Genomic DNA, 26,331 nt, shown 5'->3' on the forward strand with positions numbered 1-26,331 from the left:
CGCTCGCAGAAGCGAACATCGCCAGAGAGGCTTTGGCTTTCGTTGCCCGGGGAAGAACCGTGGCGGACAAGATCTCCTGGTCTGTGACCCGGTGACCGTCTCGGCCGTTCCGTTCTCCGCCTCAGCGGCAACGAGTGATTACTTTACGCAGAGGTGAACGGCAGCACCAACCCGGCTCACATCCCGGGCGTGTCGGGCCCGCGAGGCCCGGGAACACGCGGATCCGGCGCCGGGAACGACGCGAGGCACGGTGCGAACCCGCACCGTGCCTCCCGAACGAACCAGACGAACCGGACCGAACCGAACCGAACCGAACTCGCCGGCCCTACTCCGCCGCGGCCAACTGGCCGCACGCCCCGTCGATCTCCTTGCCGCGGGTGTCGCGGAGGGTCGTCGGGATGCCGGCGGCGTTGAGCCGGCGGACGAACTCGTCCTGCACGTGCACCTCGGAGGAGGTCCACACCGAGCCGGGCGTCGGGTTGAGCGGGATCGGGTTGACGTGCACCCACCCCTTGCCGCGCTTGTTCAGCTTCTCGGCGAGCAGGTCGGCACGCCACGCGTGGTCGTTCATGTCCTTGATGAGCGCGTACTCGATCGACACACGCCGCCCTGTCTTGACGAAGTAGTTGTGGGCGGCGTCGATCGCCTCGTCCGCCTTCCACTTCGAGTTCACCGGGATGAGCTCGTCGCGGAGCTCGTCGTCGGGAGCGTGCAGGGACAGCGCGAAGGTGACGGGGATCTCCTCGTCGGCGAGCTTGTTGATCGCGGGTACGAGCCCGACAGTGGAGATCGTGATGCCGCGGGCGCTCATGCCGAGGCCGTTCGGCTGCGGTGCGACCATGATCCGCACGGCGTCCATCACTCGCTTGTAGTTCGCGAGCGGCTCCCCCATGCCCATGAAGACGATGTTCGTCACGCGCTCGGCGTCGACGCGGTCCTTGCCGCCCTTGCGGGGATCACCCCCGAGTTCCCCGGCGGCGATCGCGGCGTTCGCGCGGACGATCTGCTCGATGATCTCGGCGGTGGACATGTTCCGGGTGAGTCCGGCCTGCCCCGTGGCGCAGAACGGGCAGTTCATGCCGCACCCGGCCTGCGACGAGACGCAGAGCGTGATGCGCCCCGGGTACCGCATGAGCACCGACTCGACCAGGGCGCCGTCGTGCAGCTTCCAGAGGAACTTGATCGTGTCGCCCTTGTCCGTCGCGAGACGACGGGTCTCGGTGAGGAGCGGCGGGAGCATCCCCGCCACGAGTTCCTCGCGCTGGGCGGCCGGCAGGTCGGTCATCGCCGCCGGGTCGGACGTGTAGTGCGTGAAGTAGTGGGTGGCGAGCTGCTTCGCCCGGAACTTCGGCAGCCCGAGCTCGACGACCTTCGCCTCGCGCTCGGCGACCGTCATGTCAGCGAGGTGCACGGGCGGCTTGCCGCGCTTCGGGGAGGCGAACTGCAGCAGGGGCCGGCCGTCGGAGCCGGTGGCCTGCGTCCAGCCCTCGGTGCGCGGACGCACCTGCGGTCGAGCAGAGCGCTGCTCTTCGAAGGGGGTGCGGGTCTCGGAGGCCATCACTCCAGTTTACGGGACGACCGCGACCGGCCTGATTCCATGGCAGTCGTCATGTATTTGAATGCGGAATACCGGGTACGGTGGACGTGGATCGGGGGGATCCGACGCGCTCCGGGCGGACTCTTCGGGTGAGGCCGTCCGGGGCGCGCGCTCGCGCACCCCGTAGCAGACCGACGAGTCTGCCGTCGAGGGCGACTGCCGGTGCGCAGGACCGGTCAGCTGCCGGTGCGCAGGACCGGTCAGCTGCCGGCTGGCAGGACCCGGGCGAAGTGGTGCGCCGCCGAGTACATCGGCACGATGTCGACGACCGCGCCGGGGTGCGGCGCCTGCAGCACGAGGCCGTCGCCGAGGAAGATCCCGACGTGGTCCTCGTTGTCGTACACGACGAGGTCGCCCGGCTGCGCCTCGGACTCCGGGATCGTGGTCGCGGCGGCGTCCTGCGTCGGCACGTAGTGCACGAGCGGGATCCCCACGGCCGCGTACGCGACCATCGTCAGGCCGGAGCAGTCGATGCCCTCGTGGCTCGCGCCGCCCTCGACGTACGGGTCGCCCATGTACTGCAGGGCGGTCGAGACCACGGTCGCCCGGTCGCCGCCGGCCGAGAGGACCTTCGAGATCGCGTCCTCGGCCTGCTGCGTGCTGACGCCGAACTTCGTCACGATCGTCGGGTAGGAGACCACGGTCGTGGTGGTCGTCATGCCGTCCGTCGAGACCACGGGGACCTCGACGTCGCGGGCGACCGTGTAGGTCTGGGTGTGCTGCGAGGTCGTCGTCCCGTGGTGCGCGTCGGTCGACGGGGTGGCCGCGTTCGCCGGGACCGCGAGCGTCAGGCTCGAGGTGACGGCGAGGGCCGGCGCGAGCAGGATCGCCGCGCGCTTGGCGTTCGCCGCCCGACGGATGTGCTTCGGGTCGGCGGCGCGCTCGGCACGCAGCACCGCGGACCGCGACAGCACGGCTGCCCCGGCGACCGCCGTCGAGGCGACCGGTCGGGCGGGCGACATCGAGACGGTGCGGGCCGGCTTCGTGTGCTCGACGAAGGTGGACCGTGCGACGGCGGGCCCGAACGCGGAACGACGTCCGCGGGGACGGCGCGGCTCGACCACGGTGTCGACCTGCGGGACGGCGAACGCTGCACCGGCGCGGCGCTCGACGGGTCCGGTGCCGGCTGCGCCGTCGGGGGCTGCGGGGAGTGCGTGGCGTCCCATGGTTCCTTCCGGGTCGGACCAGCCGACCCGAGCGGGTGCGGAGGCGGCTCGGGAAGATAACGTATTGGTCACGAACCTGGACCCGGCTGGGCACTCACGGCAGGTTCCTGCGGTTCGTCACAGGCTGCGGCATTCCTCGCAGCCCCTTCAGAACCGGTTCCGAGCCCCGCTGACGCGGGTCAGACCGACGCGTGCCGCATGACGGCGGCGATCCGCGCCTCCCGGCCCCGCGCCAGCGCGTCGAGGCGAGCCGCGACCGCTCGCACCGACGGATCGACCGGCGCGTCCCCCGGAGATGTCCCCCGGATCGCGGCTTCCACGTGACCGCGCGCAGGGCCTCCCGTCGCCACCGCGACCGCCGGGAGGCGCGGTGCCGGTCCCACGGGATCGCGCGCGGTGGGCGCGTCCGCCGGGGGTCAGAGGGCGCCGCGGCCGAGGTGCTCCCGGACGCGAGCCTGCAGGGCCCGGGCCTCGCGGTGGTCCCAGAGCGCGAAGTGCGTGCCGCCGGGGACCGTCACGAGCTCGGCACCCGGTACGGTCGCCGCCGCGCGGGCGCTGTGCGACGGGTCGACGTCGGTGTCCGCCTCGCCGTGCACGAGCAGCGTCGGCACGCGGACCTCGGCGAGCGCCAGGTCCTCGATCGCGCCGAGGTTCCGGACGTCGGCCTCCCAGCCGGCGCGGTGCGGGCCCGAGGTGTTGCCGGTGCCGGCGAGGTCGACGACGAACGACCGTCGGTCGGGGTCGCGGAGGACGCCGTGGACGTGGGCGCGGAGTGCGGGGCCGCGCAGGGTGCTGACCCCGGACACCGCGATCCGGACGACGAGCGCGGGCAGGAGCCGCGCGGCGAGCCGGGCGAGTGCGGCACCGAAGGCGGAGCCGCCGACGATCCGGACGGGCGCAGGGACCGCTGGCGGCTCCCACCGGCCGGTGAGTCCGGCGGCGACGACGAGCGACCGGACGCGGTCGGGGTGGCGGGCGGCGAAGCGGTAGGCGGCCGGTCCCCCGCCGGACCAGGCGAGCACACCGACCCGGTCGATGCTGAGCGCGTCGAGCAGGGCGGCGTAGCGGTCGGCCTCGTCGTCGAGCGAGTCGTGGCCGGGCCGGATGCGCGTGCCGAGGTACCCGGGGCGCGAGAGCGTCACCACCCGGAACTCTGTGGACGGCAGGAACCGCGCCATGATCTCGGCGACGTCGATCCCGCCGGGTGTGCCGTGCACGACGAGCACCGGCGCACCGGTCCCGCGCACGGCGAACTCGGTGTCGCCGACCACGGCTGCGGGACTGGTCTCTGCGGGCATCACCCGACGATATCCGCGGCGCCTACGAGTCTCCGCCGACCGCGGAGGGTGTCCCCCGGGTACTCGCCGTACGCGTCGCGGTACGAGCCCGAGAACCGCCCCATGTGGCGGAACCCGCAGGAGTGGGCGACCATGGCGACCGAGGTCTCGCGGGGGTCGGCGAGCTGGAGTCCGAGGCGGGCCTTCTCGAGCCGGAGGTCCCGCAGGTAGGCCATCGGGGTGCTGCCCTCACGTCGCTGGAAGCCCTCCTGCAGGGTCCGGACGCTGACGTCGGCGGCCGCCGCGATGTCGGTCGCGGCGAGAACCCGATCGAAGTGCGCGTGCATGAAGGCCTTCGCGCGTTCGACGTTCCCGGCGGGTGCGACCCGTTCGGGCGGTCCGGCACCGGTGCGGAACGCTGCCAGCACCGCCTCGGCGAGCCGGAGGTCGAGCGCCGCGCGGTCCGGCCCGACGACCGAGACGTCGAGCAGCGGTCGGGCGACGCGCCGCAGCACGGTCTGGAGCCCGACGAGCCGGTCCGGCTGCGCGGTCACCGGGAACGCGAGGGGCACGGGTGCGGAGTCGGTGCCGACGACGGCGACCGCTTCGAGGAAGTCGGCGTCGACGTGCACGAGGTGCTTGGTGCCGGGCGGTGCCCAGACGTGGAAGGGCCGTCCGGCCGGGTACAGCACCGGGACGCCCGGGCGGAGGGTGACGGCGTCGGCACGGTCGTCGTCGACCACGATGCCGCCCTCGACCGACCATGCGAGGAGGTACTGACGTTCGGGCGCGAGGATGCCGGACCGGGCCGCCGAGACCGACGAGGTCCGGAGGCTGACGCGGTCGTCGCCGGTCGCGCGGTAGCGGAACCCGAACCTCTCCGGTGACGGCTCGAAGGCCATGTCGCGGCCGTCGTAGACCTCGCGGTAGAACTCGAGCGCCGCCTCGGGGTCGCTGCCGCTCCGGACCACTTCGCGGACGGGCGTCCCGCTGAGTTCGGTGGACGCCAGCTCGGGTGCCGGTCGGTCGACCGCGGGGATCACCGTCCCTCCGGACCGCCCGAGCCCCGTTCCCCCACGAGGTCCGCGAGCGAGGGTTCGGCCTCGACCGGGATCGCCCACCCGCGGCGGCTCGCTCGTCTGAGGTACCGGTAGGTCGTCACCCGGACCTGTTGGACGTCGTCGTTCGACTCGTAGTTGCTCATCTCGTGCTCCCTGTTCGCGAGCGCCGGCTCCGCTTCGACCCTGGTGTGGACCGACGTCCAGAACGGATCCTCAGGGTCGGGGAGGGGTCACCGGAGCGTCAGAGGGACGCAGAGCGAGACCGTCGTTGTCCGTGACGCTACGCGCGCCGTGGACGGCCCACGTGGATCGGACACCCAGCCCGCGCTATCCGGACGGAAGCCCGGTGCGCGGTGCGGCGCCGATCCGGGCCGCCGGGTGGCCTCGAGCTACAGGCTCGTCATGCCGCCGTCGACCCGGAAGACGGCTCCGGTCGCGTAGGACGACTCGTCGCTCGCGAGGTACACCATGATCCCGGTGACGTCGTCCGGTGTGCCGGCCCGGCCGAGGGGCGTCCGCGCAACGATGGCCGCGCGCGACGCGGGGTCGCCGGAGATCGCCCGGACGAGCGACGTCTCGGTGTAGCCCGGCACGACGGTGTTCGCGCGGATGCCGTCGCGGGCGTAGGCCATCGCCGTCGCGCGGACGAGCGCGTGGACCCCGCCCTTCGTCGACGAGTAGGCGGCGAAGTCGGCCCCCTCGCCGTTCAGGCCGGTCGGCGACCCGGTGACGATGACGGACCCGCCGCCCCCGGCCGCGAGCATCGCCCGGACCGCGTGCTTCACGGTGAGGAAGGTGCCCGTCAGGTTCACGGCGACCGTGCGGTCCCACGTCTCGAGCGAGACGTCGGCGACCTTGGCGTCGTGCCCGAAGAGCTGGACGCCGGCGTTGGCGACCACGACTTCGGGGACGGTGCCGCGGGCTGCGAGCTCGGCGAAGCCCGCCGTCACGCTCGACTCGTCGGCGATGTCCACGGTGAGCGCGATCCCGGCGTCCCCGGCGGCGGCCTCGGCGGCGGCCGCGTCCCGGTCGGCGTAGACGACCCGTGCGCCCTCGGCCACGAACCGGTCGGCGATCGCCCGCCCGATCCCCGCTCCGGCCCCGGTCACCAGGGTGGTCTTGCCGGTCAGTCGTCCGGTCATGCGTGCACTCCGTCCTCGGGGCAGCACTGCCCCGTCCTCGGAGCGACGTCGCTCCAGGACCCATCATTGCGCAACCGGTTGACCGACTGGTAGCAAGGGCACATGACCGACGACGTGGTGCGGGACGACGTGACGTGGGACGACGCGGAGGCCGAGGACGTGCTCGTCGTCGGGCCGTGGCAGGTGACCCTCCGGGGCGCGGAGGTCGCCGACGTCTGCCACGACGGGGTACTGGTCCTGCGCGGCGTCCGGTTCATCACCCGCGACCACGACTGGCGGACCGCCGACGACACTGTGACCGGGCGGACCGTCACCACGACGGGCACGACCGACGTGCGGGTGCGCACCGAGGTGGTGAGCGCGATCGACGACGCCGCCGTCCTCCGGTCGGTCATCGACCTCGCCCTCACCGGCGACACCCTGCGCGTGGACGTCACCGCCACCACGGCAGCCCCCTTCCGCCGCAACCGCATCGGCCTGGTCGTGCTGCACCCGCCGACGCTCGCCGGCACCCCGGTCACGATCAGGCACCCCGCGTCGCCGCCGACCGACCACGCGTTCCCGCTCTGGATCGCCCCGCACCAGCCCGCGACCGACGTCGCCGGGTACACCTGGACGACCGGCCGGACCGCCTGCACGCTCGACCTGTCCGGCGACGTGTTCGAGATGGAGGACCAGCGCAACTGGACCGACGCCTCGTTCAAGACCTACTCGACACCGCTCGCCGAGCCGTTCCCGGTTGCGCTCGACGCCGGGACCGTGATCCGACAGGCGCTCACCCTGGCCGCGGTGCGGCGGCCGGGAGGCGCGCCCTCCCCCGACCCCGACCACACGCCACTCGACGGGCCGGGTCCGACCACCGTGGTCACCCCGCCCCCGACCCTCCAGCTCCTGGCATCGTCCGCCCCGGCAGCCGGACGACCCGACGACGACGACCTGCCGGGCGGTGCCCCGATCCTCGTCGAACCCGCCCTCGGCGACCCCGACGTCGCCGCGGTGCTCGCCGCGGCCCGGCGGGACGCCCGTGGGGCCCCGCTCGACGTCCGGTTCGTGACCGACGACCCGGACCTGCTGCGCCGGGCGATCGACGACGTGCTCGCGACCGGACCCGTGGTCCGCATCGGCGCCTTCGACCCGTCGTCGCACGTGACCACCGGGCCGCTGCAGCGCGCGCTCCGGGACGCCGCGGCGGCCCGGACCGGCCTCGAGGTCGTGGCCGGCACCCGCGCGCACTTCACCGAGCTCAACCGCACGATCGACCGCTTCGGCGACTGGGACGGCCCGCTCACGTTCAGCGTGACGCCGCAGATGCACGACCGCAGCCGTGCCCAGGTGACCGAGTCGGTCCAGATGCAGCGCTGGGTGGTGATGAGCGCCTCCAGGCTCGCCGCCGGCAGGCCGCTCCACGTCGGGCCGGTGACGCTCCGTCCGCGGTTCAACGCGGTGGCGACGTCACCGCGCCGAGTCGTGACCAACGCCTCGGTCGAAACCGGCTACGGGCCGCAGCTCGTGCCGGACGCGACGGATCCGCAGCAGCACTCCGCGGCCGCCGCCGCGTGGTTCGCGGCGGCGGTGCAGGCGCTCACGGTGCCGGGTGTCGCCTCGATCACGCTCGCCGAGGCGTGGGGACCACGAGGAACGCCCCGCCGGAAGGGGGTCGGCGGGGCGTTCCGGTCTCGGGGGTGATCAGCGCTTGACGGCGTCGATCTTGAGCATCTTCGCGATGACCGAGTCGAGCTCGCTGTCGTCGAAGACCTGCTTCCAGTCCTCCTTGATGAGCTTCTCGCGGCCGTAGCCCATCGCGATGTGGCAGGCGTCCGAGAACGGGTTCGAGCCGCGCAGGCCGTTCGTCAGGGCGATCCAGGTGTGGCCGTAGAGCATGGCGCGGGCGGCCTCGCGGGGCACGCCGACGCCGGTGACGGTCTCCTCGAGCGCGTCGTTCAGGAAGTCACCGATCATGCACGCGATGGTCTCGACGAGCGTCGGCTCGAGGACCGCGAGCTGCTTCACCGTGACCCAGTGCACCTGGATGACCGGCGCGTACATGGTCGTGATGACGGCCTCGGCGACGGCCTTGGCGGTGTCGCCCTCGTCACCGAGGGACTCCGAGGCGTCGAAGGCCGCGATGACCTCCTGCGGGGCGGCGATGCCACCGAAGGTGTCGTCCCACTCCTCCTTGGTGGTGCGCTCGAGGAACACCGACGGGTGGCACGGGTGCGCGACGGCGTAGTGGATGTCGTCGCGCTTCGCGAGCAGCCCCGCGTAGGCGGCGGCCGGGTCGAGGGTCAGGATGCTGGCACCCGGCTTCATGACCGGGACGAGCTGCTCGGAGATGCTGCCGAGCAGGACGTCCGGCACGGCCAGCACGACGACGTCGGCGACCCTGGCGGCCTCGACGCTGTCGGTGATCGTCCGTCCGAGCGCCTCGATGCGCTCCTGCCCGGCGGGCGAGGCCTCGCTGTAGAGCGTCGTGTACTCGCTCTTCGCGAAGTTGTTCGAGACGCGGGTGCCCATCTTGCCGCCGGCACCGATCACGGCGACGGTGACGTCGGCCGTACCGGATCCGGCAGCGACGGTGTGGGTGGTGGTGACGGTGTCGGTCATGATTCCTTGCTCCTGATGTACTCGATGGTGTGTTCGGTCCACGCCGCCTCGATGCGGCTGGTGGTCTGTGCGGGCGACTCGCCCGGGTGGGCCTCGGCGCCGGCGTGCGCGTCCTGCCACGGCAGCCAGAACTCGATGACGCGGTTGATCCCGCGGGCGTCGGGGTCGAGCGCGGCGTGGACGGCGTCGTGGTCGACGACCCCGGTGCCGATCGGGACGCCGGTGTACTGGAACCCGACCCACCCCGGCGACCGGGTGAACCCGGAGTCCTTGACGTGCCAGTTGACGACGTGCGGTGCGGTCATCGCGACGACTTCCGCGGGGTGCTCGAGCCGCGCGACGGTGTTCGCCGGGTCGAGGCAGATCCCGAGGTGGTCGGAGCCGATCGCCCGCACGACGGCGACGAGGTCCGGGGTGGCGACGACCTCGTAGGTCTCGAGCGCGAGGGTCACGCCGGCGGCCTCGTACGCGGGGAGGGCCTGGCGCAGTCGGCGCTCGGTCTCGAGCGCGTCGGGCTGGTCGTCGCCGCTCGTCCACATGCTCCGCACGAGGGTCGCGCCGAGCGCCTCGGCGACGTGGAGGTACCGCGCGAGGTGCGCGGGGTCCGTGCCGCGGGTGCCGACCTCGAGCGCGAGGCCGAGTTCGTCGGCCAGCGCCCGGATCGCCGCGAGTCGTTCGTCGGACGCGGTGTCGAGCGGCAGGTGGTCGCAGATCTGGAAGAGGTCGACGCCGTCGTGCGCTGCCGCGTCGCGCATCGCCTCGTCGAGCGACATCGGGTCCGGCACGCGATCGGACATCCGCCAGAAGTACGCGTAGGTGGACAGGCCGAGCAGGGAGGTCATGCGCTCGCCCCCAGCTGTGCCGCTTCGTCGAGGATCGTCCGGACGGCGGCGGGGTCGTGCGCGAACCGGCCGAGGAACAGTCCGCCGATCCGCCCCTGGCCGCGGGTGAGGAGGCCCGGTCCGGCGCTGCCGCCGTAGACGACGACCGAACCGGCGAGCTCCGGGCGGGTCGACAGGTGCTGCTCGATGCCCGCGAGCACTGCGACGATGTGCTCGTCGGGCGCGGGCTGCGGCGCACCGATCGCCCAGACCGGCTCGTAGGCGGCGATCACGGGGCCGGCGAGCCCGTCGGCGACGGCCGTGGCGACGAAGCGGTCCAGCTGCGCGGTGACCTCGGCGACGGCGGCGGACGGGTCGCCGTCGGCTGCACGGTCGGTCTCGCCGATGCAGATGAGGGGACGCAGGCCGTTGCGGAAGGCGGCGTGCACCTTGCCGGCGATGTCCTGGTCGGACTCGTGGAACAGGGAGCGGCGCTCGGCGTGCGCGATCTCGACCAGGTCGACCCCGATCTCGCGTAGTTCGCGGCCCGACACCTCACCGGTGAAGGCGCCCTTGTCGGCCCACGCCAGGTCCTGCGCGCCGAGGAGCACCGGGGTGCCCTCGAGCACGGCGTGCACCGGCACGAGCGACGGGAACGTCGGGATGACGAACAGCTCGACCGCGCCAGACTGGACCACAGGGTGGGTCCGGGCGATGTCGGCCACGGCGGCCGCCCACTCGAGCGTCCGGGCATGCCCGAAGTACATCTTGAGCGACACCCCGATCGTGATCGGGGCGGCCGCCGTGGTCGCCGGCATCAGGCGTCGGTCCCGGCCGGGGCCGAGCCGTCGTAGGCACAGATCGCCGCGACCTTCGATGCGCTGGCACTCGAAGCGTCGAACGTGTAGCCGAGCCACTCCTTCGCCATCCGGCGGGCGACCTCGACGCCGACGACCCGCTGGCCCATGCAGAGGACCTGCGCGTCGTTCGACAGGACCGAGCGCTCCACGCTGAACGAGTCGTGCGCGGTGACCGCCCGGATGCCGGGGACCTTGTTCGCCGCGATCGCCACCCCGAGCCCGGTGCCGCAGATCAGGATCGCGCGATCGGCCTCGCCGTTCGCGACCAGGCGTGCGGCGTCGACCGCGATGTGCGGGTACGCGGTGTGGCCGTCCGCGTCGACGCCGACGTCGACCACGGAGACGACGCGCGGGTCGGCCTGCAGGTCCTGCTTGATGATCTCCTTGTAGTCGAACCCGGCGTCGTCCGAGCCGACGACGATGCGGAACTGCTGGTCACTCATGCGGGTGCCTTTCGTGGTGGTGTGGGTCAGGCGGGGAGGGAGACGGTCGACAGGACCGCCGCGGTGATCAGGGCGAACGAGATCGCGCCGGCGTCGGGGGTGCCGACCGCGTCCTCGCCGTGGGTGCGAGCGCGGCCCATCTTGGGCAGCAGGTCGGCGGTGGCGTCGGCAGCGGCCGTCGCGGCGGCGGACGCGGCCGACCAGGCGCTGACCAGGTCTTCACCGGCCGCGACGCGGTCGGTGAGGACCTGGTCGAACGGGACGATCGCGTCGACCATGGTCTTGTCGCCGGGGACGGCACCGAAGGCGAGGACCGCTTCGACGGCCGCGTGCACGGCCTGTGCGACGGTGGCGGCTGACGGACGCTGGTCGTCGCCGAGGACGCGACCCAGTGCCTCCAGGGCGGCTCCCCAGATCGCACCGGACGTGCCACCGGCCTTGTCGGACCAGGCGTCTCCGGCGATCGCCAGGACGCTGCCGACACCGGCGCCGCGCGCGGCGGCGTCCTGTGCGGCACGGTCCGCCGCGGTCGAGCCGCGCTGCATGCCGATGCCGTGGTCACCGTCACCGGCGACGGCGTCGATGCGGCCGAGCTCGTCGGCGTGGTCGTCGATGGTGACGCGGATGGCCGTGATCGCCGCGGCGACCCGGGCGGCGGCGGCCTGCGACGCCTCGGTGCCGGGCGTGACCCGTGCCCGCTCGTCCGCGGCGAGGGTCTCGGGTGCGACCTGCTCCTGCGAGACGGCACCGCCCTTGCGGTACGCGGGACTGTCGGCGGGCGCTGCCCAGAGGTGCTCGAGTTCGTCGTCGAGCCAGAAGAGGGTCAGCGAGACGCCGGCCATGTCGAAGCTCGTGACGAGTTCGCCGACCTCAGGTTCGACGACCACGACGCCGGCCGCGGTCAACTTGCGCTGCACGGCGTTGAACACGACGAAGAGCTCCTCGTACTTGACGCTGCCCAGGCCGTTCAGGATCGGGACGACGCGCTGGCCGGCGTGCGCGTCCACGGTCTCCGGCAGCTCGGTCAGGAGCTTGTCGACGAGCAGGTCGGCCAGACCGTCGGCGGTGGGGACGTCGGCCTCGGCGATGCCGCGTTCCCCGTGGATGCCCATGCCGATGGCCATGCGCCCCTCGGGGACGGTGAAGAGCGGCTCGTCGGCACCGGGCAGCGAGCAGCCGGAGAACGCGACCCCGAAGCTGCGGGTGCGGTCGTTGGCGCGGGTGGCGATCGCGGTGACCGTGTCGAGGTCGTCCCCGCATTCGGCTGCGGCGCCGGCGACCTTGAAGACGCACAGGTCACCGGCGATGCCGCGGCGCTTGTGCGCTTCGGTCCGGTCGGCTGACGCGACGTCGTCGGTCACCCGCACCGTGCGGACGTCGATCCCGCTGTCGGCCAGTGCCCGCGCCGCGGCATCGAAGTTGAGCACGTCGCCGGCGTAGTTGCCGTAGCTCAGCAGCACCCCGCCACCGTGCTCGGACGCCTTCGCGACCGCGGTGACCTGCTGGGCGCTCGGGCTCGCGAACAGGTTGCCCAGCGCGGCGCCGGCTGCGAGCCCGTGTCCGACGAGTCCGCCGAACGCCGGGTAGTGCCCGGACCCGCCGCCGACGACGAGCGCCACGGTCCCCTCGGGGCTGGTGGTCGCGCGGGCGACCCCGCCGTGCACCTTCCGCACCCAGCGCGCGTTCGCCGCGACGAAGCCGTCGGTGGCCTCGTCGGCGAAGTCCGCCGGATCGTTGAAGAGGCGTGTCATGCGTGGGACTCCTGGGTCGTGGTCGCCGCTGCCGGCACAGCAGCGTCGGCAGCGCGTCGCTCGTTCCGCTTCGTGTTCCGGCCGAGGACGAACATCAGGACGCTCGACAGGACCATGAAGAACCCGACGATGAACATCGGGACCTGGTAGCCGCCGGTCCACTCGCTGACGGCGCCGGTGATGTACGGGGCCGCGAAGCCGCCGAGGTTGCCGACGGTGTTGATGAGCGCGACGCCGGCCGCTGCTGCGGCACCGGTGAGGAACTGCGTCGGGACCGTCCAGAAGTTCGGCAGGGCGGCGAAGATCGAGCAGGCCGTGATCGCGATGACGGCGACGGTGGCGGCCGGGCTGTTCATGTAGAGCGCCACCGGGATGCTCAGGCCGCCGACGAGGGCCGGGACCGCGATGTGCCAGACCCGCACGCCGCGGCGGAACGCGTCACGCGACCAGAAGTAGAGGACGACGGCGGCGGGCACGTACGGGATCGCCGTGATGAGCCCCTTCTGGAACAGGTCGAACGTGGTGCCGAACTGCTCCTGGAAGCCGTCGATGATGGTCGGCAGGAAGAAGCTGAGGGCGTACAGGCCGTAGATGAAGCCGAAGTAGACCGCGGCGAGCATCCAGACGCGACCGGAGCCGAACGCCGCACGGAGGCCGCCCTTGCCGCGTGCGCTCCCCTGCTTCTGGTCGTTCTCCTTCGCGAGCGCACCCTCGAGCCAGGTCTTCTCGTCCTCGTCGAGCCACTTCGCCTGGGACGGCTTGTCCTTGAGCACGAAGAGGCAGAGGACGCCGACGACGATCGCCGGGATCGAGACGCAGAGGAACATGAAGCGCCAGCCGGCGAGCCCGCCGAGCAGTCCCTCGTGGGTCATCAGCCAGCCGGCGAGCGGCGACCCGATGACGCTGGTCAGCGGCTGCGCTAGGTAGAAGAGCGCGAGCATCTTGCCGCGGTGCCGGGCCGGGACCCAGGTCGACAGGAACAGGATCGCGCCGGGGAAGAAGCCGGCTTCGGCGACGCCGAGCAGGAAACGCAGGCCGACGAGCTGCGGGTAGTTCTGCACCCACGTGAACAGCAGCGAGACGATGCCCCACGTGATCATGATCCGGGCGAGCCAGACGCGGGCGCCGAACTTGTGCAGCGCCAGGTTGGACGGCACCTCGAGCACGAGGTAGCCGATGAAGAACACACCGGAGGCGAACCCGAACTGGGCCGCGGTCAGGCCGAGGTCGGCCTCCATGCCGTTCGGGGCCGCGAAGGAGATCGCGGTGCGGTCGAGGAAGTTGATGAAGAACATCAGCGCCACGAACGGCACGATGCGGATCGCGATCTTGCGGATGGTCGTCTTCTCGACGACCGAGGTGGGGATGCCTCGCGTGGCGGGGATGTCCACGATGACTCCTGCTCGGGTGGGGTGGTGCTCCGGCCGGCTGCTGCGCCGGGCACGGAGGTGGCGCATCGGTGCGCTCGGACCAGTGTGCGCGGACCACGCCTACTTGTCAACCGGTTGACCATTTACAACCCGCGGATCGCTTCGATGCTCGCCGGCAACCGGTTGACCGACCGGTACGCTCACTCCATGCCCGCGTTCAGCCCGGACGACCCGCTCAACATCCGCCTCGAGCTCGAGTCGGTCCCGACGGGGTCGCCCGCCTCCGAGGTCGCTCGACAGCTCGTGTCCCTGCTGACCGCCGGCGACCTCGCCCCGGGATCGCGCCTGCCCGCCGAGCGCGTGCTCGCCGAACGACTCGGGGTCGGCCGCTCCGCCGTGCGCGAGGCCCTCGCCGCGCTCGAGATCCTCGGCATCGTGCAGATCCGCCCGGGGTCCGGCACGTACCTGCAGGGCGGCACCTCGGACCTGCTGCCGACGACCCTGTCGTGGGGGCTCATGCTCGCGTCGAACCGGACCCGGGAGCTGCTCGAGGTCCGTTCCTCGCTCGAGCGCACCGCCGCGATCCTCGCCGCCCAGCGCGCGACCCCGGAGCAGCTCGAGGAGCTGCAGACCTACATCGACCGTCAGCACGAGACGCTCGACGACCCGGACGCGTTCATCGAGGCCGACGTCCGCTTCCACGTCCTGCTCGCCCGGTCCGCCGGGAACGACGTGCTCGCCGACCTGCTGCAGAGCCTCCGCTCGATGCTCAGCGTCTGGGTCGGCCGTCGGGTCCGCACGCGCCAGGCCACCGAGGCCGCGTACGAGGAGCACCGCGCCATCCTCGAGGCGCTCCGTGCCGGCGACGTCCTCGCGGTCCAGCGGGCGATGGACGACCACATGGCCACGGCGAGCGCCCGCATCGAGCACGCCGGCCCGGTCGACTGACGGGCGTGGGGGCGCGGGGACCCTCGCGCGCGGGGACCCGTGCGCGCGGACGCGGGCGCTTCGTGAGCAGAAATGGTCGGGTCGGGGACGGCGACCCGACGTCTTCTGCTCACGATCGGGCGGCCAGGAGGCGCGGTGCGGCCCCGCCACGCACGGTGCCACGTTGCCAGGGCGGCAACACCGCTTGGGTCCTGCCCGGTCCGTGCGGTGGAGTGTGCGCATGCACACCCACGACGACAGCGCTGCCAGCGCATCCGGTTCCGCACGCACCTGGTGGGAGGCCCGATACGCCGAGCACGACGGGATCTGGTCGGGGCAGGTGAACGCCGTGCTCGCCGACGTGGCCTCGTCGCTGCCGCCGGGCCGGGCGCTCGACCTCGGCTGCGGCGAGGGCGGCGACGTCCTCTGGCTCGCCGGGCAGGGGTGGGACGTCACCGGGGTCGACCTGTCGGTGACGGCGATCACGCGCGGGTCCCGTGCCGCCGTCGCCGCCGGGGTCGAGGAACGGACCGCGTTCGTCGCGGCGGACCTGGGTGCGTGGACGACCGCCGCCCGGTTCGACCTCGTCACGGCGTCGTTCCTGCAGTCGTGGCCGGTGACGATCCCACGCGAGCGGATCCTGCACCGGGCCACCGGGTTCGTGGCGCCGGGCGGACGCCTGCTCGTGACGGCCCACGCCGCGCCCCGCGCGGCGACCTGCCCGAGGAGATGCGGGCGTACCGCTTCCCGACGCCGGCCGCGGACCTCGCGGCGCTGCAGCTCGGTGCCGGGTGGGAGGTCGTCGCCGCCGAGCTCCGACCGCGCACCGCGACGACGCCCGAGGGTGCGCCGCACGACGTCGTCGACAGTGTGGTGCTCGTGCGACGGCTCTGAGCCACCCGGGGACGGGCTGGTGCGTGTCCGACCCCCGGCGGTACCGTCCTGGGTGTGAGCACCGACGCCACCGCGCCTCCCGGCATCGTCCTCGTCGGCGCGCGCGGCTACGGCCTGCACCACCGGGCGACCATCGACCGGCTCGTCGGACTCGGGGTCTGCACGCTGACGGCCGTCGTCGACCCGACCCTCGACGCCGACGAGGACGGCGGCGTGCCGGTCGTCGACGACGTCGTCGCCGCGCGGGCGCACGGACCGGTGGACGTCGTGGTGGTCGCCGCCCCGATCGCCGCGCACCTGCCCCTCGCCCTGTCCGCGCTCGAGGCCGGCGCCGACGTGCTGCTCGAGAAGCCGCCCGTGACGACCCGGGCGGCCCTCGCGACCCTGCTCGACGCCGAGCGACGGACCGGACGCGTGGTGCAGGTCGGGTTCCAGAGCCTCGGGTCCCACGCACTCCCTGCGATCCGCGACGGCTCGGTCGTCGGGACCGTCCGCTCCGCTGCGGCGGTCGGCACGTGGACGAGGAACCAGGCGTACTGGGACCGGTCGGCGTGGGCGGGCCGCCGTCGGGTGAACGGTGTGGACGTCCTCGACGGCGTGGTCACGAACCCGCTCGCCCACGCCGTGGCGACCGCCCTCGCGCTCGTCGGCTGCCGACGCGCGGAGGAGGTGGCGCGCGTCGAGGTGGAGCTGTACCGGGCGAACGCGATCGAGGGCGACGACACCTCGGCCGTCCGGGTCACGACCACCACCGGACGCGAGGCGACCGCGGCGCTCACCCTGTGCGGGCCGACCGAGGTCCTGCCGAGCGTGCGGGTCCGCGGCACGACGGGGAGCGCGGTCCTCGGGTACACGACCGACGAGGTCACGATCGACGGGGTCACCAACAGCCTCGGGCGCACCGACCTGCTCGAGAACCTGCTCGCCCACCGCTCCCGCGGCGACGCGCTGCTCGTGCCGCTCGTGTCGACCGGCGCGTTCGTCGAGGTGCTCGAGGCCGTGCGGGCGACCGCGCCGGTGCAGATCGACCACCCGTGGGTGACGTGGGAGGGCGAGGGGCCCGCGCGTCGGCCGCTCGTCACGGACGTCGAGGCGGTCGTCGAGCGTGCGGCGGACCAGGGCGCGCTGTTCTCCGAGGTCGGGGCCCCGTGGGCGCACGCGGTCCGCGACGAGGTGCTGGACGAGCTCGTCGTCGACGGCGTCCCGGTCGCGTCGGTCCTCGACGGCGCGGGGACGATCCCGACGTCGTCGCCCCGTCCGTACCTGCACCCCGTGCGGACCCGCGGCGGCACGGTCGTCAGCGCCCACCACCCGCCGGACCACGACTGGCACTGCGGTGTCGGCATCGCGATCCCCGACCTCGACGGCGTGAACTGCTGGGGCGGCCGGACCTACGTGCACGGCGAGGGCTACGTCTGGCGCGACGACCACGGCCGCGCCACGGTCCTGCACGCCGAGCGCCACGGACCGAGCCTGCAGCAGGAGGTCCGCTGGCAGCGTCCGGACCGGACGGTCGCGCTGCACGAGGACCGGACGCTCGCCTGGCGGCCCGTCGACGGCGGGTGGGAACTCACGTGGTCCTCGTCGTTCCGGGTGCCGGGTGACGCGGTCGTCCGCCTGGGGGGACCGGGGAGCAACGGACGGGTCGGCGCCGGGTACGGCGGCTTCACCTGGCGCTTCCCACCGTGCTCCGACGTCTCGGTCCGGACGGCGACGGCCAGCGGCGAGGACGCGGTGCACGGGTCGGTCGCACCGTGGATCGAGTGGACGGCGGCGTTCGAGGGCGCCGTGGCCACCGTCCGGATCGAGGCGCAGGGCCACGAGGACCCGTGGTTCGTCCGTGTGGCCGAGTACCCGGCGATCGGCTCCGCGCTGGCGTGGCGCACCCCGGCGCTCGTCCGGCCCGGGATCCCCCTGGTGCGGTCGTTCCGGGCCACGATCTCGGACGGCCCGTCCGACGTCTGAGCGTCGGAGGACGGCCCGTCCGACGTCGGCGCCGGCAATACGCTGGGCGGATGAGCACCGAGGACTGGGAAGCCCGCGTCGCCGCACTCTGGGCCGACGACACGATCGACGACCAGGAGCGCATCGACCGCATGCGCGCGCTGGCGGACACCGCACCGCACCCGGCGCTCGGCGCGTTCGAGCTGGGCGGGGCGAACGACTCCGGCGGGCACGAGGCCGAGGCCGACGTCCACTACACGGCCGCGACCGCCGCCGGCCTCGACACCGTGGACCCGACGCGCGCGGCGCAGATGGTCGTCCAGCACGCCTCGACGCTCCGCAACCTCGGCCGGGTCGACGAGGCGATCACCATGCTCCGGGCCGCCCCGGAGCACCCGGCGACGGGTGCGGCGCCGAAGGTCTTCCTGGCGCTCGCACTGCACAGCGCGGGTCGCCCCGACGAGGCGCTCCGGGTCGCGATCGAGGCCGTCGAGCCGACGCTTCCCCGCTACCACCGGTCGGTCCGGGCCTACGCGGCCGCGCTCACCGACGGCTGAGGAGACGGCAGCGCCGACGGCCGAGCGAGCGGGAGACGGGACCCGCTGTCGGACGGGAGGCGCGGTGCGGGCCCGCACCGCGCCTCCCGTCCGTCGTCGGCGACCGTCTCCTACCGCACGCGGTCTTCGTCGCCGGCGGCGTGCGCGACGGGCAGTGCGTCACTCGTCGTGCGGAGCGACTCCTGCCGGATCTCGAGCTGCGTGACGGCGAGCGCCGCCAGGTCGTGCAGGTTCGCGAGGTCCGCCTCCGTCGCCTGCCGGGGCTTCGTGTCGAGCACGGCGAGCGTGCCGATCGGTGACCCGTCGTGCCGCACGAGCGGGACGCTGACGTAGAACCGAATGCCGAGCGGCCCGGTCACGAGCGGGCTGTGCTGCATCTCCGGGTGGACGGAGCCGTCCGGGATCACGACGGGGACGGGCACGGGCGCGAACCCGTTGCGGAAGTTGATGTGGCGTGCCGCGTCGTCGACGCCGGGTGCGATGTACGACTGCGACCAGGCCCGGTCCTCGTCGAGAACCTCGACGAGCGCGATCGGCGCGTCGAACAGCCGCGCGGCCATCGCCGTGGTGCGACCGAGGGCCTCTTCCGGCAGGCTGTCGAGGGTCGCGGGGCGCGGGGTGTCCGCGGTGGTCGGTGCCGGTCCGGCCGGTGCGGTGTCGACGACGTGGTCGGCTCCGGTGGTCTCGGCGATGACGACGTCGCGGAGCATCGTGACGAGGTCGGCGCCGGCGGGGCGTGCGGCCGGGTCCTGCGCGGTCATCGCCGTCAGCAGGTGCTTCCAGTGGTCCGGGAGCGGTTCGGGGACGACCGGGTCGCGTGAGAGCCGCGCGACGGCGGACTCGACGAGCGACCCCGGGAACTCGCGGCGCCGGGTGAAGCACTGCAGCAGGACGAGGCCGAGCGAGTAGACGTCGCTCGGTGCACCGACCTCGGCGCCGCGGGCCTGCTCGGGGCTGAGGTAGGCGGCGGTGCCGGTGGTGACGCCGTCGGCGGTGAGGCGTTCCACCCCGGCGGCGAGCGCGATGCCGAAGTCCGTCAGCCGGGCGCGGGCACGGTCGGAGTCGTTGCCGTAGTCGACGAGCAGGATGTTCGAGGGCTTGATGTCGCGGTGCACGACGCCGTGGCTGTGGATGTAGTCCAGCGCCTCGGCCATGTCGTAGCCGATCTCGGCGATGTGGCGGGCGGCGAGGGGGCCGACGGCGAGGCGTTCCTCGAGGTCCTGCCCGGTGACGAGGGCCATCACGAGGTAGCGCTGGTGCGTGCCGTCCCGCCCGGTGACGACCCCGGTGTCGAGCAGGCTGACGAGGTTGTGGTGCTCGAGGGCCGCGAGGACGCCGAGCTCGGCCTCCTGGCGGGCGATGTCGACCGTGCCGGCGTGGAACACCTTGACGGCGACGGGGCGGTGCAGGCTCTCGTCGACGCCCCGGTAGACGGTGGACATGCCGCCCTGCCCGATCGCGTGCTCGAGCCGGTAGCGCCCGTCGAGCAGGGGGGCCGCGGACTGGGCGTCCTCGGTCGGACTCATCTGACCCTCGTTCTCGGTTCCGGCAGGCAACGATGCATCCTCCCATCCCGACGGGGATCGTGTTCCGTCGACGCGCTCAGTGACCCGGCTGGGCGCGCGCGCCGACCGGTCCGGACCGCTGGGCCCGGCCTGGCCCGGACCGGGGGCGCGCCGGGGTCCGGCGGCCGTGCGGCGCCGTCAGCGCCGGGTCGTCGTCACCGTGCTCACCCGCAGGTCGTCGAACGTGCTCGTGAACCCGGCCCCGCCGAGCGAGACGAGCCCGATCCGCGGCGTCGCGCCGAGGTCTGCCGTCCACGTCCCGCCGCGCACGAAGTGCCGCCCGTCGACGCTCGTGTACGCGGTGTACCGGTGCTCCCCGGCAACGAAGCGGTGCACGATCCGCAGGGTGGTGGTGTCCCCGACCGGTCCGACGACCATGTTGCCGTAGGTCGGGGCGCCCGCGGGCTGCCCCGACACCTGCTTGCCGAACTCCGTCTGCCGGGTGTCGAAGATCGAGTTCGACGTCAGGCGGAGGTAATCGCTGTCGCTGCCGTACACGACGAGCCCGCCCTGGACGTAGTTCACGCCGTCGCCGGTCGCGGGGGTGTCGACCGCGACGGTGGTCTCGGCCACCCAGTCGCCGCGTGGAGCGGGTTCGGACAGGACCGAGGCGAGCGGCGTCGCGGGCGGGTGGATGTCGGCGTCCTGGGTCTGCCAGCGGAGGGTGCCGCCCGAGACGGTCCAGGTCGAGCGGTCGGGTTCGCGCGTCCAGCGGAGGGCCGGTGGCAGGGTCGACCCGTCGAACCCGGTGGACAGCGCACGGATCGTCCGTCCGGGCACGTCGACCGGCGCGGCCGTCGCGCGGTACGTCGGTCGCTCGCCGGGCTGCGCCACCGGTCCGGGTTGCACGCCCTCCGAGGGACCGGCGCCACCGCGGACGACCGGCCAGCCGTGCACCCAGTCGAGCGGGTCGATCAGCACCGGGCGCTTCGTGTACGTGCCCTGCCCCGCGTAGTACGGGTCGTGGCGGTCGACGGCGTGGTAGACGATCCAGTCCTGCCCGGCGAAGTCGGTGACGACCGTGTTGTGCCCGGTGCCCACCCAGCGGTTCCCGTTCTGGGCGAGCAGCGGTGTGCCGCCGACCCGGGTGCTCGTGATCGGGACGCCGTCCTGGTCGGTGAACGGGCCGAGCGGGCTGCGCGACCGGGCGACGAACACGCCGTACCCGGTGAGGGCGCCGTTGCAGCAGTTCGTCGCGGAGCCCGTGAAGTACCACCAGCCGTCGTGCCGCATCAGGTACGTGCCCTCGTAGCGGTTGTCGATCGCGATCTGGCGCTCGGTGGACGGGACGGACCGGAGGCCGTCGGCGCTGAGCTGCCGGACGTGCACCCCGCCGAAGTAGCTGCCGAAGTACAGGTACGTGCGGCCGTGGTCGGTGATGACCTCTGGGTCGAACTCCCACCGCTGCCCGGTGCCGTTCGGCGCGGCCTGCGGTGCGACGACGGGCCCGCCGGAGTCCGTCCACGGACCGGTCGGGCCGGGGCTCGTCGCGACGCCGACGGCCGACCCGCCGCCGGTCGGTGCGGTGGCGGTCGGGGTGTCCGACGCCGCGTAGTAGAGGTACCAGGTGCCCGGCCGCCCGTGCGTCCCGGCGCGGTACACCACGTCCGGTGCCCAGATGCCGTTCGCGTCGCCCACCCACGACGGCTTCGACGAGAACGCGTCACCCACGTACCGCCAGTGCGTGAGGTCGGTGGAGCGGTAGGTCGGGACCGTGTGCTGCACGAGTGACCCGTCCGGGTCCTGCTCCGTCGCGGTCAGGGCGTCGGACGTGCAGTAGAGGTACCAGTTCCGGTCCCGTGCGGCGCCGTGCACGACGGTCGGGTCGGCGCAGCTCGCCGCCGTCTGTCCGTCCGGCAGCGCGAGCGTCATCGGGTTCTCGTACGCGGGCGCGGCCCCGCCTCGGGCGGACGTCGTCACCGCGGCGACGGCGGGCGCACTGCCGGCACCGACCTGGAGGAACGTGGTCGCGAGCCCCGCGACCGTCGCGATCGCGAGGACCGCTCGGAGTGATCGGCGCACGATGGACCTGCTCTCGTCGTCGAGGAGCGTGCGGACGAGGGCGAGCGTACGCTCGTCGCCACCGACCGACCAGCCCGAGGAGGCACCGGATGCCCGCACGGTTCGTCTACTGGATCAACGCCTCGGTCGACGGGTTCGTCGAGACCGAGGCCGGGGAGCACGACGGCCCGGACGGACCCGCGTGGGTCCGCATCGACGAGACCCTCCACCGCGAGTTCAACCGTCGTGCCCGTGCGATGACGCTGTCCGTCGAGGGGCGCGTGGTCCGCGACCTGATGGACCCGTTCTGGCCCGATGCCCGCACCGATCCGTCCCTGCCGGCGTTCATGCGCGAGTACGGCGAGATCTGGACCGAGCAGCCGAAGGTCCTGGTCTCCCGCACGCGGACGGCGGCGGACCACGACACGCGGGTCATCGGCCGGGACGGCGACGCGATCGGGGAGCTCGCCCGCATCCGTGCCGGCTCCGAGGGCGACGTCGGGGTCGGCGGCCCGAGCATCGCGACGCAGCTCCTCGACGCGGGGCTGCTCGACGAGCTCATGGTCTTCACGCACCCCGCGGTGCTCGGGCGCGGTCGGCCGCTGTTCGACCCGCCGGCGTCGGGGGTGCGACCGCCGCTCGTCCTCGACCTGCTCGAACAGCAGCGGTGGGACACGGGCGTGACGATGCACCGGTACGACATCCGGCGCTGAGCGGCCGCACCCGGGGCCGGCCCGGCTCAGCCGTCGCCGGGCGTCCCGACGATGACGAGCCGCCAGGCGCTCGGCCGGTCGCTGTCGAACGCGGCGAACCCGACGGAGTCGACGGCCGTGCTCGCGAACTCGGTCAGCCGGATCGGGTGCGGGCTGTCCCGGCAGTCCACGGGATCGACGACGAAGCTCCCCGACCCGCGGCGCGACTCGATGCGGATCGTGCCCTGCATCTGCCCGTTGCCGTAGCACGAGAACTCGAGGTGGTCGATGTCGTGCGACGCGGGGAACTGCAGGCGCACTCCCGGTCCGACGTCGGCCGGGTCCTGGCGCCCGGGCTGGATGTCGGCGGTCAGCACGCCGAGGACGTCCGGATCGGCCTCGGTCGCCGCGTCCTGAGCGCTCCGCCACTGCCGGAGCTCCGTCGCGTCGACCGGCGGTGTCGCGGCGCAGCCGGCGACGGCGAGCAGTCCGCCGACCACGAGCAGCCCGGTGGCAGCCGGGACGAGACGTGGGCGGAGACGGGGCACAGAGCGAGCATACGGATTGCGTGCGGGACGCCAGGCGCGGTGCGGGCCCGCACCGCGCCTCCCGTCCGGTGGTGGGACCGTCAGACGTCGCGTCGGCGTGCGACCGCGAGGGCGAGCGCACCCACCGCCACGACCTCGGCGACGAGGACACCGAAGCCGGCCCAGCCGTTCAGCACCACGCCCTCCTGCTGGACGGCGTCCGCGGACGAGTAGGCGAACAGCTGCGCCCCGGCCTGGTCGGGCAGGAACTTCGTGACGTCGAGGAGCCACTGCGCCTGGATGACGTTCGCGATGAGGGACAGCACGACCGGGAGCACCAGCAGGAGCCCGAGGGTGATCGCGATCCCGCCGGCGCTCGACCGGACGAGGAGCCCGATGCCGAACGCGAGCAGCGCGAGGAGCGTCACGTACACCGACGCGCCGAGCAGCGGCATGAACACGGCCGGGTCGGCGAGGTCGGCGTGCACGCCCTTGCCCGCCTGCAGCGCTGCCGACACGATGACGCCGATCCAGATCGACACCGCGCTGACGACGAAGGTCGTGACCGCGAGGACGGCTGCCTTCGCGAGGACCGCGCCGGTGCGGTGCGGGTCGGCGGTGAACGTCGACCGGATCTGGCCGGTGCCGTACTCCCCCGTGATGATGAGCACGCCGAGCACCGCGACGACGAGCGCCGTCAGGCTGACGCTCGCGGTGTTGATCGTGACGAGGGTGCCGTTCTGGCTGTCCTTCGACACCGCACCGCCGACGTCGAGCGCGTTGCCGATGAGGAACGCCATCGCGATCGTCAGGACGACGAGGATCGCGAGGCACCAGACCGTCGAGCGGATGCTGCGGAACTTGATCCACTCGCTCCGCACGAGACGTCCGAACCGGAGTCCGGTGGTGGGCGGCAGGGTCGTGGCGGTCATCGGGCGCCCTCCGATCGGTACTCGATGTCGTCGCGGGTCAGCGCCATGTAGGCCTCTTCGAGGCTCGCGCCGACCGGGGTGAGCTCGTGCAGCGGGACGCCGACCTGGGCGGCGATGTTCCCGACCGTGGTGGCGTCCGGGCCGACGACCATGAAGGTGCCGTCCTCGCGCGGGGTCACGGACGCGTTCGGACCGATCGCCTGGAACAGCTGGTCGGGGGCCGGCGTGCGGACGACGACGCGACTGCCACCGGTGCCGCCGCCGGCGACGAACTCCTGGATGGGGGCGTCCGCGAGGACCCGACCGCGGCCGAGGACCACGACGCGGTCGGCGGTCTGCGCCATCTCGCTCATCAGGTGGCTGGAGAGGAAGACGGTGCGACCGTCGGCCGCCATGCGACGGGCCAGCTGCCGCACCCAGAGCACGCCGTCCGGGTCGAGGCCGTTGACCGGCTCGTCGAGGATCAGGGTCTTCGGGTCGCCGAGCAGTGCGGCAGCGATTCCCAGGCGCTGCCCCATGCCGAGCGAGAACCCGCCGACGCGCTTCTTCGCGACGGAGTCGAGGCCGGTCATGTCGATGACCTCGTGCACGCGGGACTTCGGGATGCCGTGCGTCGCGGCGAGCGAGAGCAGGTGGTTGTAGGCGCTCCGGCCCTGGTGGACGGCCTTCGCCTCGAGCAGCGCCCCGACCTGCCGGAGCGGGTCGCGGAAGCTCCGGTACGGCTGCCCGTTCACCGTCGCCGTGCCGGACGTGGGGCGGTCGAGCCCCATGATCATCCGCATCGTGGTGGACTTCCCGGCGCCGTTGGGCCCGAGGAAGCCGGTCACGCTGCCCGGCCGCACGACGAACGAGACGTCGTCGACGGCGGTCTTCGGACCGTACTGTTTGGTGAGGTGCTCGACTTCGATCACGGCGGCAACGCTACGGGGGTCTGGGAGTCGGCCGCGTCCGCCCTGAGGGGGAGATGTGGTCATCCCGTGTGGGGACGGCGGGTCGCGTCGTCCCGCTTTTGGTGGCGGGCCGCGTCCGGCCCCGTCATCCCGCGTGGGGGCGGGTGGTCCTTCCGAGGGAGGCGCTCGTGACGACCGTCGCGAAGCTGCCGTCGAGCGCCGCCATGAAGGCGGCGTGGACGCTCGCGCCCGGGATCGTGCCGTCGCCGAACACCAGGTCGGGCGCCGCGCAGGCGTCCGCGACGACGGTCACGGAGAAGCCGAGCTCGTGCGCCGCCCGGGTGGTCGAGTCGATGCACATGCTGCTCATCATCCCGACGACGGTGAGCTCGGTGACGCCGGCGTCGGTCAGGAGCGCCTGCAGGCCGGTGCCCACGAAGCTGTTCGGCTCGTGCTTCTCGACCACCCGCTCGCCGTCGATCGGCGCGACCGACGGGTGGAACTCGAGCCCAGGCGTGCCCGGCCGGAAGAACGTGGCGTCGGGCTCGGTCGCGACGTGGAAGACGTGCACGACGAGGTCGCCGGCCGCGCGGAACCCGTCGAGCACCGTGCGTGCGGCGGTCGCGGCCGCCTCCGGACCGACGAGCGGGAACGCCCCGCCCGGGAAGTAGTCCTGCTGGATGTCGACGAGGAGGAGTGCGCGGGTCATCGGTTCAGTATGCGCTCGCGGTCAGAGCGCCCCGGCGATCCGGAGCGGGTCGCCGTGCAGCTCGACGGCCGCGACGTCGGGCACGGGGTCGCTCGCGAGCCGTGCGTGCGTCTCGACGTCGAACCGTTCGGTGCCGTAGCGGAGCTTCTGCCGCTCGATCCCCTCGGCGACGAACCCCGCGGCCGTCGCCACCCGGCACGATGCGGGGTTGTTCACCCGGTGGCCGAGCTCGAGCCGGTGCAACCCGGCGCCGAACGCCCAGCGCGCCGCCGCCGCCAACCCTCGGGTGGCGAGGCCGCGACCGCGGGCATCGCCGGCCAGCCAGTACGACGCCCAGGCCGTCCCGTGCCGGGACTCGATCGCCGACAGGCCGACGTTCCCCACCGCGAGGCCGTCCTCGACGATCGCCCAGCTGCGGGCGTGCGCACCGGAGGACGGCCACGACCCGATGTGCCGACGGGCAGCGTCCTCGTCGATCAGGTCGGCGGGGAGCTGGGTGTCGAGATCCGGGGTGGATCGTCGCGCGGCGAGGAGCGCCGGCGCGTCGTCGATCGACCACGGACGGAGGAGGACGGCCATGCCCCATCCTCCCGCACCGAGC

General features: G+C 73.1%; 25 protein-coding genes. 6 read left to right on the forward strand and 19 right to left on the reverse strand.

The genetic code is table 11. The features are described 5' to 3' along the window. Window positions 1-325 precede the first annotated feature (325 nt). The 6 genes from rlmN to ACQXVK_RS17225 all read right to left on the reverse strand — a co-directional run bounded on the left by rlmN (window position 326) and on the right by ACQXVK_RS17225 (window position 6,243). The gene (gene rlmN / locus ACQXVK_RS17200) at window positions 326-1,558 is read right to left on the reverse strand and encodes a 23S rRNA (adenine(2503)-C(2))-methyltransferase RlmN (protein WP_430854398.1); all 1,233 of its coding nucleotides are present in this window, start codon (window positions 1,556-1,558) and stop codon (window positions 326-328) included. Window positions 1,559-1,797: 239 nt separating this feature from the next. After that, on the reverse strand, window positions 1,798-2,763 hold the full coding sequence (locus tag ACQXVK_RS17205) for a C40 family peptidase (protein WP_430854399.1): 966 nt from the start codon (window positions 2,761-2,763) through the stop codon (window positions 1,798-1,800). Window positions 2,764-3,179: 416 nt separating this feature from the next. Continuing rightward, window positions 3,180-4,061 (reverse strand): alpha/beta fold hydrolase, encoded by an 882-nt coding sequence (locus ACQXVK_RS17210; protein ID WP_430854400.1) that lies wholly within the window; start codon window positions 4,059-4,061, stop codon window positions 3,180-3,182. Further along, window positions 4,061-5,083 (reverse strand): helix-turn-helix domain-containing protein, encoded by a 1,023-nt coding sequence (locus tag ACQXVK_RS17215; RefSeq protein WP_430854401.1) that lies wholly within the window; start codon window positions 5,081-5,083, stop codon window positions 4,061-4,063. Before ACQXVK_RS17215 ends, ACQXVK_RS17210 begins: the two co-directional genes overlap by 1 nt. Further along, window positions 5,080-5,244, reverse strand: a complete 165-nt coding sequence (locus ACQXVK_RS17220) for a hypothetical protein (protein ID WP_022907508.1) — start codon at window positions 5,242-5,244, stop codon at window positions 5,080-5,082. Before ACQXVK_RS17220 ends, ACQXVK_RS17215 begins: the two co-directional genes overlap by 4 nt. Window positions 5,245-5,490: 246 nt before the next feature. Beyond that, window positions 5,491-6,243, reverse strand: coding sequence for an SDR family NAD(P)-dependent oxidoreductase (locus ACQXVK_RS17225; protein ID WP_430854402.1), 753 nt, complete (start codon window positions 6,241-6,243; stop codon window positions 5,491-5,493). Between the two features lie 102 nt (window positions 6,244-6,345). Between ACQXVK_RS17225 and ACQXVK_RS17230 the strand changes: the two genes are divergently transcribed. Further along, window positions 6,346-7,929, forward strand: coding sequence for a hypothetical protein (locus ACQXVK_RS17230; protein ID WP_430854403.1), 1,584 nt, complete (start codon window positions 6,346-6,348; stop codon window positions 7,927-7,929). Here the strand turns inward: ACQXVK_RS17230 and ACQXVK_RS17235 are convergent, their stop codons facing one another. Genes ACQXVK_RS17235 through ACQXVK_RS17260 form a run of 6 tightly spaced genes read right to left on the reverse strand, consistent with a single transcriptional unit; the run spans window position 7,930 to window position 14,113 of the window. After that, window positions 7,930-8,847: a phosphogluconate dehydrogenase C-terminal domain-containing protein gene (locus ACQXVK_RS17235; RefSeq protein ID WP_430854404.1), complete on the reverse strand. Its 918-nt coding sequence runs from the start codon at window positions 8,845-8,847 to the stop codon at window positions 7,930-7,932. Continuing rightward, on the reverse strand, window positions 8,844-9,689 hold the full coding sequence (locus tag ACQXVK_RS17240) for a sugar phosphate isomerase/epimerase family protein (protein WP_430854405.1): 846 nt from the start codon (window positions 9,687-9,689) through the stop codon (window positions 8,844-8,846). The genes ACQXVK_RS17235 and ACQXVK_RS17240 overlap by 4 nt, the downstream gene beginning before the upstream one ends. Continuing rightward, window positions 9,686-10,486: a triose-phosphate isomerase family protein gene (locus tag ACQXVK_RS17245; RefSeq protein WP_430854406.1), complete on the reverse strand. Its 801-nt coding sequence runs from the start codon at window positions 10,484-10,486 to the stop codon at window positions 9,686-9,688. The genes ACQXVK_RS17240 and ACQXVK_RS17245 overlap by 4 nt, the downstream gene beginning before the upstream one ends. Continuing rightward, window positions 10,486-10,971: a ribose-5-phosphate isomerase gene (locus ACQXVK_RS17250; RefSeq protein ID WP_430854407.1), complete on the reverse strand. Its 486-nt coding sequence runs from the start codon at window positions 10,969-10,971 to the stop codon at window positions 10,486-10,488. The genes ACQXVK_RS17245 and ACQXVK_RS17250 overlap by 1 nt, the downstream gene beginning before the upstream one ends. 26 nt (window positions 10,972-10,997) lie before the next feature. Beyond that, on the reverse strand, window positions 10,998-12,722 hold the full coding sequence (locus ACQXVK_RS17255; protein ID WP_430854408.1) for a dihydroxyacetone kinase family protein: 1,725 nt from the start codon (window positions 12,720-12,722) through the stop codon (window positions 10,998-11,000). After that, window positions 12,719-14,113, reverse strand: coding sequence for an MFS transporter (locus tag ACQXVK_RS17260; RefSeq protein ID WP_430854409.1), 1,395 nt, complete (start codon window positions 14,111-14,113; stop codon window positions 12,719-12,721). The genes ACQXVK_RS17255 and ACQXVK_RS17260 overlap by 4 nt, the downstream gene beginning before the upstream one ends. Window positions 14,114-14,299: 186 nt before the next feature. On the opposite strand from ACQXVK_RS17260, the gene ACQXVK_RS17265 reads away from it, so the two are divergent. The 4 genes from ACQXVK_RS17265 (at window position 14,300) to ACQXVK_RS17280 (ending at window position 18,414) form a co-directional block, all read left to right on the forward strand. After that, window positions 14,300-15,040: a FadR/GntR family transcriptional regulator gene (locus ACQXVK_RS17265; protein WP_031263206.1), complete on the forward strand. Its 741-nt coding sequence runs from the start codon at window positions 14,300-14,302 to the stop codon at window positions 15,038-15,040. Window positions 15,041-15,260: 220 nt separating this feature from the next. Continuing rightward, window positions 15,261-15,971: a class I SAM-dependent methyltransferase gene (locus ACQXVK_RS17270; RefSeq protein WP_430854410.1), complete on the forward strand. Its 711-nt coding sequence runs from the start codon at window positions 15,261-15,263 to the stop codon at window positions 15,969-15,971. Then, window positions 15,968-17,878 (forward strand): DUF6807 family protein, encoded by a 1,911-nt coding sequence (locus tag ACQXVK_RS17275; protein WP_430854411.1) that lies wholly within the window; start codon window positions 15,968-15,970, stop codon window positions 17,876-17,878. Before ACQXVK_RS17270 ends, ACQXVK_RS17275 begins: the two co-directional genes overlap by 4 nt. Before the next feature lie 50 nt (window positions 17,879-17,928). Then, complete coding sequence (locus ACQXVK_RS17280; protein ID WP_430854412.1) at window positions 17,929-18,414, forward strand: tetratricopeptide repeat protein; 486 nt, start codon at window positions 17,929-17,931, stop codon at window positions 18,412-18,414. Window positions 18,415-18,524: 110 nt separating this feature from the next. Here the strand turns inward: ACQXVK_RS17280 and ACQXVK_RS17285 are convergent, their stop codons facing one another. Beyond that, complete coding sequence (locus ACQXVK_RS17285; protein ID WP_430854413.1) at window positions 18,525-19,940, reverse strand: protein kinase domain-containing protein; 1,416 nt, start codon at window positions 19,938-19,940, stop codon at window positions 18,525-18,527. A 177-nt stretch (window positions 19,941-20,117) separates the two neighbouring features. Then, entirely contained in the window at window positions 20,118-22,001 is a 1,884-nt protein-coding gene (locus ACQXVK_RS17290) for a family 43 glycosylhydrolase (protein ID WP_430854414.1), read from the reverse strand. Between the two features lie 89 nt (window positions 22,002-22,090). On the opposite strand from ACQXVK_RS17290, the gene ACQXVK_RS17295 reads away from it, so the two are divergent. Beyond that, entirely contained in the window at window positions 22,091-22,693 is a 603-nt protein-coding gene (locus tag ACQXVK_RS17295) for a dihydrofolate reductase family protein (RefSeq protein ID WP_430854415.1), read from the forward strand. Between the two features lie 26 nt (window positions 22,694-22,719). Here ACQXVK_RS17295 and ACQXVK_RS17300 read toward each other — a convergent pair whose 3' ends face one another. From ACQXVK_RS17300 to ACQXVK_RS17320, 5 genes are all read right to left on the reverse strand, one after another. Further along, window positions 22,720-23,220 (reverse strand): hypothetical protein, encoded by a 501-nt coding sequence (locus tag ACQXVK_RS17300; protein ID WP_430854416.1) that lies wholly within the window; start codon window positions 23,218-23,220, stop codon window positions 22,720-22,722. 80 nt (window positions 23,221-23,300) lie between these two features. Continuing rightward, window positions 23,301-24,131 (reverse strand): ABC transporter permease, encoded by an 831-nt coding sequence (locus tag ACQXVK_RS17305; protein ID WP_022905958.1) that lies wholly within the window; start codon window positions 24,129-24,131, stop codon window positions 23,301-23,303. Beyond that, window positions 24,128-25,042, reverse strand: coding sequence for an ABC transporter ATP-binding protein (locus ACQXVK_RS17310; protein ID WP_430854417.1), 915 nt, complete (start codon window positions 25,040-25,042; stop codon window positions 24,128-24,130). Before ACQXVK_RS17310 ends, ACQXVK_RS17305 begins: the two co-directional genes overlap by 4 nt. Before the next feature lie 124 nt (window positions 25,043-25,166). Continuing rightward, window positions 25,167-25,730: a cysteine hydrolase family protein gene (locus ACQXVK_RS17315; RefSeq protein ID WP_430854418.1), complete on the reverse strand. Its 564-nt coding sequence runs from the start codon at window positions 25,728-25,730 to the stop codon at window positions 25,167-25,169. Window positions 25,731-25,751: 21 nt separating this feature from the next. Continuing rightward, window positions 25,752-26,331: GNAT family N-acetyltransferase (locus ACQXVK_RS17320; protein WP_430854419.1), on the reverse strand; the 580-nt coding region annotated here is incomplete at its 5' end.

Source organism: Curtobacterium sp. AB451, from assembly GCF_050585845.1.
Taxonomy (GTDB): Bacteria; Actinomycetota; Actinomycetes; order Actinomycetales; family Microbacteriaceae; genus Curtobacterium.